Source organism: Lyngbya sp. CCY1209 (genome assembly GCF_035615495.1).
GTDB lineage: Bacteria > Cyanobacteriota > Cyanobacteriia > Cyanobacteriales > Microcoleaceae > Limnospira.
Genome location: NZ_JAJENU010000431.1, coordinates 1 through 8,796, shown reverse-complemented (window position 1 = coordinate 8,796; position 8,796 = coordinate 1). Strand labels below are relative to the sequence as shown.

The window sequence follows — 8,796 nt, the reverse complement described above, 5'->3', positions numbered from 1 at the left end:
TGAATGGTGACTCGGTGTTGGGGTTCTTCCTCGCCACTATACCCACTCCATCGCTGTTCGGACGCGGGTGAACCCATTGTAAAGGTTCCCCCCGGAATCAATACCATTTCCAGGGTGACTCCATCCCCCAAGTCTTCGACGATACATTCCGCCTGACCGGGACTGCGACTGATTTCTTTCCCCTTTTTGTTGACTTTTATGACCTCAAAAACATATCCATCTCGAACCGGATTTCGGTTGACTTCCTCGGACTTATTTGACCCAGAAATTAAGCCGATGATTTCATCCAACTGGGATTGTAAATTCAGCAATAGTCGCCGCTCTGATTCCGGGTTCAAATGGTCGAGTCTCTCGGCAATGCCATCCAACTGGGATTGAAAGTTAGCTTGATGTTGACGTTGCGACTCGGCGAATTCAGTTAACTGGTTAATTTGTTGAGTCATCCCATCCAACTGGGATTGAAACCGAGATCTAATCAACTCCGTGGACTGTAGCCGAGATTGGGATCTTTGCCAAACTCGCTTGGCGGCGGCGAGGCGTTTTCTCTCCTTCTCCAAAAACCCGGAGGGAATCTCTCCAAGTACGGGGGGATATGGAGTCAGGTCATAACCGCAGACGGTACAGGTTTCCACCTCATTTTCCGTATATTCGGTTTCACAGACTGGACATTTGGCCATAATTTCCAACCCGGATTGGCGGCTAACCCATTATACAACATCCAGCAGCGGATCGTTTCAGTTAAAATAGGGTCAGAATCAATTGGGATCAGGGTGTTGACATTTCATTAACGCACCCTGCCAAACTCTCAACCTGTCGTAATCCATTGCCGTGGTTTTCCCTTCGGTAGTCTCCCGCTTGGCTTTTCTAATCGCAGCAATGAGTTGGGATTGCGATCGCTCGAACGAACGATCCCATTTGAGTTCATCTTGCAAGTCGTCAATATATTCTCGAAGGTGATCGACCACCCGATCTTGCACCTCGTCCGGCAAAGATTCTAACATCTTAATAATCGTGCTCACTTGTGGGGATGACATGATCTGCAATTCTGATACAACACTTTGTATTTTAGGGGTTTGTTGAAGATGCCACACCGTCTCCGGTTGGCGCCGCCACAGCAGATGACTCTCCCCTCGCCCAGGATTGGGAGAGGGGCCGGGGGTGAGGGCCGACTCGGACAGGATTGGCAGAGGGGCACCTGGTGAGGGCCGACGTTACTGGACAGGACGCCCCCGGATTGCTATCGTTATCATTCGGGATGCTATTGTGAAATGCGACTCCATGCTCAAATCCCTCAAATTCTTTCAATGGCGACGCCTGCCAAAAGCGTTCCTGCTGTTCTTTTGTTGGGCGATCGCTCCCCTATTTTTGGTGGAAGTTTCCATGATCCTCCTCGAACCCTATCTGTTTCGGGGACTCTACCAATACGACCCGGATTTGGGATTTCGGATTCGTCCCCACGCCAACGGCAACAATGAGTTCGGTTTCAACGATCGCGACTATCCCCTCGAAACAGAACCCGGCACGTTTCGGATGCTGGTATTGAGCGATTCCTTCAACTGGGCGGGGGGGCAGGATGGAAATTATACCGCATTATTGGAAAACCAATTTCAGCAATATTACGGAACGCACAAAGTCGATGTCATCAACGCCGGCTATCCGGGAACCCACACCGCCGAACAACTCGCACTGTTGAAAAAATTCGGACTGCAATACAATCCCGATTTGGTGGTTCTTGGCTTTTTTGTCGGCAACGATTTCATAGATGCCGACCCGAACCGAAAGCGGATCATTGTCAACGACATCTATATCGATATCGATCGCCGCGAGGAATTGATCCTGTTCGGCTACCCGATAATCGGACAATCTCGGCTGTGGCTGTTTATCAAACAAAAATATAAGGTCTTCCAAGAAGCTGCAAAATCTCGTCAAACCTCCGTTTCTCCCCCGGTGCAACCCCGGGTAAAATTGGTGTCGGCGACGGATGCGGAATCGGAAGAACGGGAACAGTCCCCCGGCGTCCTCTCCCGCGAGATGTTTCTGGAAGTCGAACGGGCACGGCTGGAGTTCTGCGAGATTGAGGATTTGGAAGCGGGCGATCGCGATGCCAATATTGACTACATCCTCGACAGCATTTCAGAAATGAATGCGATTCTAAAATCCAGGAACATTCAATTTATCGTCGCCCTCTACCCCGACGAGTTCCAAGTCAACCCGAAACTGTTGAATCAACTGGCTTCCAATTTCGATATCGATTTGAACGATTACGAACTCACCTGCCAACAAAACATCCTGAAACGCCACCTTGAGAAAGAGAATATTTCCTACATCGACTTCACCCCCCGGTTTCGGGAAGAACATCAAAGCCGCCACCTGTACTTGTTCCAGGAACCTCACTGGAATTCGGCGGGAAACCGGCTGGCGGCGGATATTTTATTCGAGAATTTGGTTAAAATCACGGACGAAAACTTATCGAATTAGCGGATATGAAAAAAACGATTTCCCAAATCTTCAAACATCCCGTTTCCCGAGTTCTGACGCAAACCGTCGTCATCGCGGGAATCACCTTCGCGTTGACGGAAATTACCTTCAGGATTTATAATAAGATTAATCCGTCCTTTGTCTTCCGCGATCGCTCCTACAACCGCTGGCGGCGAAAGCCGAACGCACGGGATTTTAATTTCAACCTCAATTCCCACGGATTTAAAGATGTCGAATTTACCCAAGAAAAGCCGCCAGGAACCCATCGCATTTTGGGAATTGGCGACTCTTTCTCCTTCGGAATCGTTCCCTATCATGACAATTATTTAACCTTGGTTGAGGAAGGGTTGAACGCCGAGGGAAAAAATGTCGAATTGATCAATATGGGAATCCCCGGCATGGGACCGGAAGACTATTTGTCCCTGCTGACGAACGAGGGATTGATTCTGAACCCCGATCGCATCATTTTGTCATTTTATATCGGCAACGACTTTATCGATAATTACCTGCTTTCCCTCGACAAAGATGAAGAAATCTTCTATACCGTCGCTTTCTTCAAATCTCTGATGGCACTGAATGCCAAATTTAAAGGCACCGATTACAATCCCCAAAATCTCGAATATGATGATGATAAACCCACCCTGACGGACGAAGCCTATCGCGAAATTGTCGTCAATGCCAGTCGGATGTTTGACATCGAAGCGACGGACGGTATGTTCCTGTCGATGTTCGAGGATGCGATGCGGGATATCCGCGAAATTAAAAGGATTTGCGATTCCCGAAATATCGATCTGAGTGTCGTCATCATTCCGGCGGAGGTTCAGGTCGATCCGAACCTGCAAGCCGAGGTGATTCAAACCTTCAAGCCGGACGACCCGGAGGGCTTCGATTTTGAATACCCCAACCGCCTGCTGCGCGATCGCTTTGAGGAATACGACATCGACTATATCGACCTGTTGGATGACTTCCGGGAAGCCTCCCAAACCGATCGCCTCTACCGACCCAATGACACCCACTGGAATATCGCCGGAAACCGGCTGGCGGCGGAGTTGATTGAACGACATTTACTTAAGCAAAATCTTGAAACTGAGGCAGGGAGTGGGGAGTAGGCAATAGGCAATAGGCAATAGGCAATAGGGAGTGGGGAGTGGGGAAGGCGGTTTAAACATTCCTTATTCCCGGGGTGCAGTGCGGTTAATGCACGAATTGTCAGTTTTGTCAAGTCCCGTCCCCGCGACCCTGAAATTTCTCGTGCGTCGGCGATGGAGGGTGCGATCGCGATCGCGGGGAAAATGGCGATCGCGATCGCGGTGTTATCGGGTTTCGGGATAAGTCCTGGGTCTTTGATACTGCCTTTACTTACACGGAGGGTAGCATCGCATAGTAGCTATATTTTAGGGGATGTCGAAATCGCTGTCAAGTGGCGGATCTTCGCGGCGATATTTGGGAGAATGAGAACCATTTTCACGCGATCAAATGGCGATTTTATCGAACATTTAAATCAATTTTGGGTTAACCTATAATTTTTGGTTATCGATAAACATTCCGGTGGGGGAGGCGATCGCGGTGCCAAAAAGATCAGATAATGGTAGTGTAAATAACGGAAAAATTTGCGCGATCGAGTTATGTTGTTTGCAATTTTTTGTGCCGCCTGTCATCCCCCCAAGCCGAGATTAAAATTTGTAGATTTAAGCTAAAAAATATCAACAAAAAGACGGAAAACTTAACATCAAAAATCTCAAAATTCGGCATTTTTTAGATAAAATTAAGACAATAAAGTTCGCGGAGAGCAGAATATGGCAGTCGTTATCTTTTATGAAAAACCGGGGTGCCGAAATAATACGCGACAAAAAGCAATGCTCCGGGCAGCAGGTCATCAGCCGGAAAGCCGCAACCTGCTGTCGGAACACTGGACTCCCGAAAAACTCCGTTTATTCTTCGGCGACCTGCCTGTTACTGAATGGTTCAATCGCAGCGCGTCCCGCATCAAATCCGGCTCAGTCAAACCCGACGAATTGGACGCGGAAACGGCGCTGCAACTGATGGTGTCCGAACCCCTGTTAATCCGCCGTCCGCTATTGCAGGTGGGGGAAGTGCGGAGTGTGGGATTCGACACGGACGAAATCAATAGCTGGATCGGTTTGAACCCCGTCGATATCTGCGGTCTCGACGTGGAAACCTGTCCCCGTTCTCACGAAGAAACCCCCTGTTCCATGCCCTCAGCGGTTTGAGAGGAATTGACCTGGGGGAAACTCAATTCCAAATATAATTGCAGCACCTCCTCCGGCGTCAAATTGCGTTTGAGTTCGCCCGATCGCCGCCGGATCGAGGCGAGGAGAAATTGCGCCTCCGCCCGGTTCAAATCGATGCCGTGCCGTTGCAAAATCTCGGTCAACCCGCGGCGGCCGGAATGTTTTCCCAACACCAGGCGGTGATTTTCTCCCAAAGACTTCGGGTCGAAGGCTTCGTAGGTGCGGGGATTTTTGAGAATGCCGTCGGCGTGCAATCCGGACTCGTGGGTGAAGGCATTGTCCCCGACGATCGCCTTCCAGCGGGGGAGGGAATCGCCGCAGGCTTCCTGCACCAATTTCGAGAGGGGTTTGAGTTGCCGAAAATCCAACCCCAAATCCAAGCCGTCGATTCGCATTAGGGCGACGACCACCTCTTCGAGGGCCGCGTTTCCGGCCCGTTCTCCCAACCCGTTGACGGTGGCATTCACCGATCGCGCCCCGGCCCGAATTCCGGCGATGGCGTTAGCGGTCGCCATGCCCAGATCGTCGTGGGTGTGCATCTCGATGGGGATGGAAGTCACGCCGGCTAATTTCCGCACTTTTTCGTAGGTGGAAAAGGGGTCGAGAATTCCCACCGTATCGCAGAACCGGAACCGGCCGGCCCCCCAGGTTTCCGCGCAGCGGGCCACCTCGATCAAAAAGCCCTCGTCGGCGCGGGAGGAATCTTCGGCCCCCACGGAGACGAACCAGCCGCGATCGCGGGCATAGTTCATGGCCCGGTGCAGCCGTTCCAAAACGTCCGCCTTGCCGGTTCCGAATTTGGCGGCAATTTGGACATCCGACACCGGCACGGAAATGTGGACCCGCGTCAACCCGCAGGTGGCGGAGGCTTCCAGGTCCGAAATGACGGCCCGATTCCACCCCAGCAGGGAAGCCTTCAATCCCGACCGGGCGACGGCGCCGATCGCCTCGACTTCCTCGCCGCCCATCGCCGGAATTCCCACCTCGATCTCGTGGACCCCCAGGCAGTCCAGGTGGCGGGCGATCTCGACTTTTTCTCGGAGCGAAAACGCCACCCCGGCCGCTTGTTCTCCGTCGCGAAGCGTGGTATCATTGATGCGGATATTTTCTGCCAACATATTTACGTCAATTTCCTTCAAGCTCAAAGCAATGTTCCAACCAATTCACCTGTACGGATAAGGGAGCGATAAATCGGTGCAGTACGCAGCGAAGTTGGATAGCCGTCGTCCGATCTTCAATTTCGACGCCCACCCCATTTTCGCTGGAATACTCGCAGGGAATCGACAATTCCTGCAATCGGTAGAACACCGACCATTGTAAATCCGGGGGGACCTGCACCCTCACTTTTAGCGGTTGAAATTTAAGATTTTCATCCGGGCCAGGTGCCGAGAGCTGGGACTCAAGAAATGGCAGGGAATGATTGTCGTTTCCGTGGAACGGATCGCCGGGGCGATCGGAGGGTGCAAACATCATTTTTACCTTGATTCCGTAACGGTTGACGTTGGGGTTGGAGTTCTGACATTCGATAGCGAGGGGAAGGGGCGAGATGCAAGGACGGGGGGAACCTCAAATCCGATCGGGACCGATATGCGATCGCTTCGCCGGTCCGACTCAAAATTCCGGTGTCGCGGCCATCCCAACCGAACCGAGTCGCCAATTTTGACCGGGGAAATCTTGAGGAAATCTGAAGACCGAAAAACTGGGGCGATTGGGCAGGCGATCGCCAGTTGCAGGGGAATTGCCGGGGATCGATCCGCCCCACAACCTCAGACCTTACCACGATCAAAGTTGAAGAAATTGCTACATCCGATACGAAATCTCAAGAATAATGAGACATTTGATAAAGCGACGGTTTCCGAGATCAGTCGCGCCCCCATCCCGCCGTCCATGTCAACTTGAGTTATAATAATTTAAGAAATGTATCGATGTTTGAGCGAAGATTTCAAACCTAAAGAACATCTTAAAATGTACTCACAAGAGAAGGGGAAATAATACCGCCAATCCCCGATACACTTCCCGTTGGCGGTGAGTGCAGTTTCTTCCCGTCCCCCCCCTCAAAAAGTCTTGTCCCCCCCCTCAAAAGTTCCCGAACCCCGATCCCGATCGCAAAATTGAAAAATCCCCGATCCCAATCCCGGCGGGCGATGGCGGAAATTGAGTGCAGTTCCAATCTATTAATCAACTAACCTCCCCCCCTCAAACGGCGGGTCGAAACCCGACTGATATAACCCTATATCAAAGCCGATCGCAACCGTCCTCAAAGACACCAACCGCGATCGCATTTGACGGACATTTATCGACCGCCGGAGGGGCAAGGTTCAATGGTACGAACGACAGAGCCGATTCCAATTCCCACCGCCCGACCGTCCTCCATAGAGGCACCCGAAACCATTCGGATCGCCGTCGCCAGCAAAGGGGGGGGACTCGTCAACCAACATTTCGGCCACGCACGGGAATTCTTCATCTACGAGGTTGACGGCAGACGGGCGACCCTGCGGGAAATCCGCGAAGTCTCCCCCTACTGCCACGGCCCCGAAGACGGCCCGGGGGATTTGGACGCCATCATCCGCACCCTGTCCGACTGCGAGGCCGTCCTGGTCGCCAAAATCGGCGCCGGACCCGACGATCGCCTCCGGGAAGCGGGTGTCGAACCCGTGCAGGTCTACGACGCGATCGAAATTGCCACTTTGGACTATTACCAAAACCGCAAAACTCGCGCCGAGTGAAACCGTTTCCCCCCCAGGAGAAACGTCGATTTGAATTGACTCCGAATGAGGTGCTTATGTCATCCCCGACACCGGTTATTTATCTGGACAACAACGCCACCACCCGAGTCGCCGAGGAAGTCGTCGAAGCGATGCTCCCCTTTCTGAAGGAAAACTACGGCAACCCGTCGAGTACCCACACCTTCGGCGGCAAAATCGCGCGATCGGTCAAACGGGCCCGAGAACAGGTGGCGGCCCTTTTGAACGCCGAACCCACCGAAATTATTTTTACCAGTTGCGGCACCGAAGGCGACAACGCCGCCATCCGCGCGGCCCTAGCCGCCAATCCCCAGAAAAAACACATCATCACCACCCAAGTCGAACACCCCGCCATCCTCAACCTGTGCCGGAAATTGGAGCGGGAAGGGTACACCACCACCTACCTTTCGGTGAACGAAAAGGGGATGCTCAACCTGCACGAACTGCGGGCTAACCTGCGGGAAGATACCGCCCTCGTCTCCGTGATGGCGGCGAACAACGAGACGGGGGTGATCTTCCCCGTCGAACGCATCGGGCAGATGGTCAAAGATCGGGGCATCCTGTTCCACGTCGATGCCGTCCAAGCCGTCGGGAAAATTCCCCTGAACATGAAAAATAGCAGCATCGATCTGCTCACCCTTTCCGGCCATAAACTCCACGCCAGCAAAGGCGTCGGGGCACTCTACGTCCGGCGGGGGGTGCGGTTCCGTCCCCTGCTGGTGGGGGGACACCAGGAACGGGGACGCCGGGGGGGGACGGAGAATGTTCCCGCTATCGTCGGGTTGGGGAAGGCGGCGGAACTGGCGATCGCTAATTTCGAGGCGGAGATTACCCAGGTGCGGGAATTGCGCGATCGCCTGGAGTTGGGGTTGCTGCGGCTGATACCCCACTGCCAGCTCAACGGCCACCAGGGGATGCGACTTCCAAACACGACCAATATCGGTTTCAAGTACATTGAAGGCGAAGCTATCCTGCTCTCGTTGGATGCTTACGGTATCTGTGCATCCTCCGGTTCGGCCTGCACTTCCGGTTCCCTGGAACCCTCCCACGTTTTGCGAGCCATGGGGTTGCCTTACACGATCCTCCACGGATCGATCCGCTTCAGCCTCTCCCGCTATACGACGGCGGCGGAGATCAACCAAGTTTTGACGGTGATGCCACAGGTCGTTGAGAAGTTGCGGGCGATGTCGCCGTTCAACAGCGAAACCGACGAAAGTCAGGGTTGGCTGCAAGAGCGACAACAGGATTTACGAGAAAAGGACGAGAGCTTGAAAGCCGTGTCTTTTTAAAGCACGGATGAAAAGCGAACGGCGACTTCAGTC

9 protein-coding genes and 1 pseudogene are annotated in these 8,796 nt (G+C 52.9%); 6 read left to right on the top strand and 4 right to left on the bottom strand.

Going from position 1 to position 8,796, the window contains the following annotated elements; translation table 11 throughout:
* Both LKE08_RS13135 and LKE08_RS13130 read right to left on the bottom strand, forming a co-directional pair.
* A pseudogene (locus LKE08_RS13135) lies at positions 1–677 on the bottom strand (hypothetical protein); the annotation flags it as partial.
* A 78-nt stretch (positions 678–755) separates the two neighbouring features.
* A complete protein-coding gene (locus LKE08_RS13130; protein ID WP_324704683.1) occupies positions 756–1,001 on the bottom strand; it encodes a hypothetical protein in 246 nt (81 codons plus the stop codon).
* 277 nt (positions 1,002–1,278) lie between these two features.
* Here LKE08_RS13130 and LKE08_RS13125 point away from each other — a divergent pair, with 277 nt between their 5' ends.
* From LKE08_RS13125 to LKE08_RS13110, 4 genes are all read left to right on the top strand, one after another.
* Positions 1,279–2,478, top strand: a complete 1,200-nt coding sequence (locus LKE08_RS13125; protein WP_324704682.1) for a hypothetical protein — start codon at positions 1,279–1,281, stop codon at positions 2,476–2,478.
* Between the two features lie 5 nt (positions 2,479–2,483).
* Positions 2,484–3,587 (top strand): SGNH/GDSL hydrolase family protein, encoded by a 1,104-nt coding sequence (locus LKE08_RS13120; RefSeq protein WP_324704681.1) that lies wholly within the window; start codon positions 2,484–2,486, stop codon positions 3,585–3,587.
* An 88-nt stretch (positions 3,588–3,675) separates the two neighbouring features.
* Positions 3,676–3,810, top strand: a complete 135-nt coding sequence (locus LKE08_RS13115) for a hypothetical protein (RefSeq protein ID WP_324704680.1) — start codon at positions 3,676–3,678, stop codon at positions 3,808–3,810.
* Positions 3,811–4,274: 464 nt separating this feature from the next.
* Complete coding sequence (locus tag LKE08_RS13110) at positions 4,275–4,709, top strand: ArsC/Spx/MgsR family protein (protein ID WP_324704679.1); 435 nt, start codon at positions 4,275–4,277, stop codon at positions 4,707–4,709.
* Here LKE08_RS13110 and nifV read toward each other — a convergent pair.
* Together nifV and LKE08_RS13100 are read right to left on the bottom strand one after the other, a co-directional pair.
* Complete coding sequence (nifV, locus tag LKE08_RS13105) at positions 4,670–5,848, bottom strand: homocitrate synthase (protein WP_324704678.1); 1,179 nt, start codon at positions 5,846–5,848, stop codon at positions 4,670–4,672. The genes LKE08_RS13110 and nifV overlap by 40 nt on opposite strands.
* Before the next feature lie 7 nt (positions 5,849–5,855).
* Complete coding sequence (locus LKE08_RS13100; protein WP_324704677.1) at positions 5,856–6,203, bottom strand: Asr1405/Asl0597 family protein; 348 nt, start codon at positions 6,201–6,203, stop codon at positions 5,856–5,858.
* 848 nt (positions 6,204–7,051) lie between these two features.
* Between LKE08_RS13100 and LKE08_RS13095 the strand changes: the two genes are divergently transcribed.
* A complete protein-coding gene (locus LKE08_RS13095; RefSeq protein WP_324704676.1) occupies positions 7,052–7,456 on the top strand; it encodes a NifB/NifX family molybdenum-iron cluster-binding protein in 405 nt (134 codons plus the stop codon).
* A gap of 56 nt (positions 7,457–7,512) precedes the next feature.
* A complete protein-coding gene (gene nifS, locus LKE08_RS13090) occupies positions 7,513–8,763 on the top strand; it encodes a cysteine desulfurase NifS (RefSeq protein WP_324704675.1) in 1,251 nt (416 codons plus the stop codon).
* The last annotated feature ends 33 nt before the right edge of the window (positions 8,764–8,796 follow it).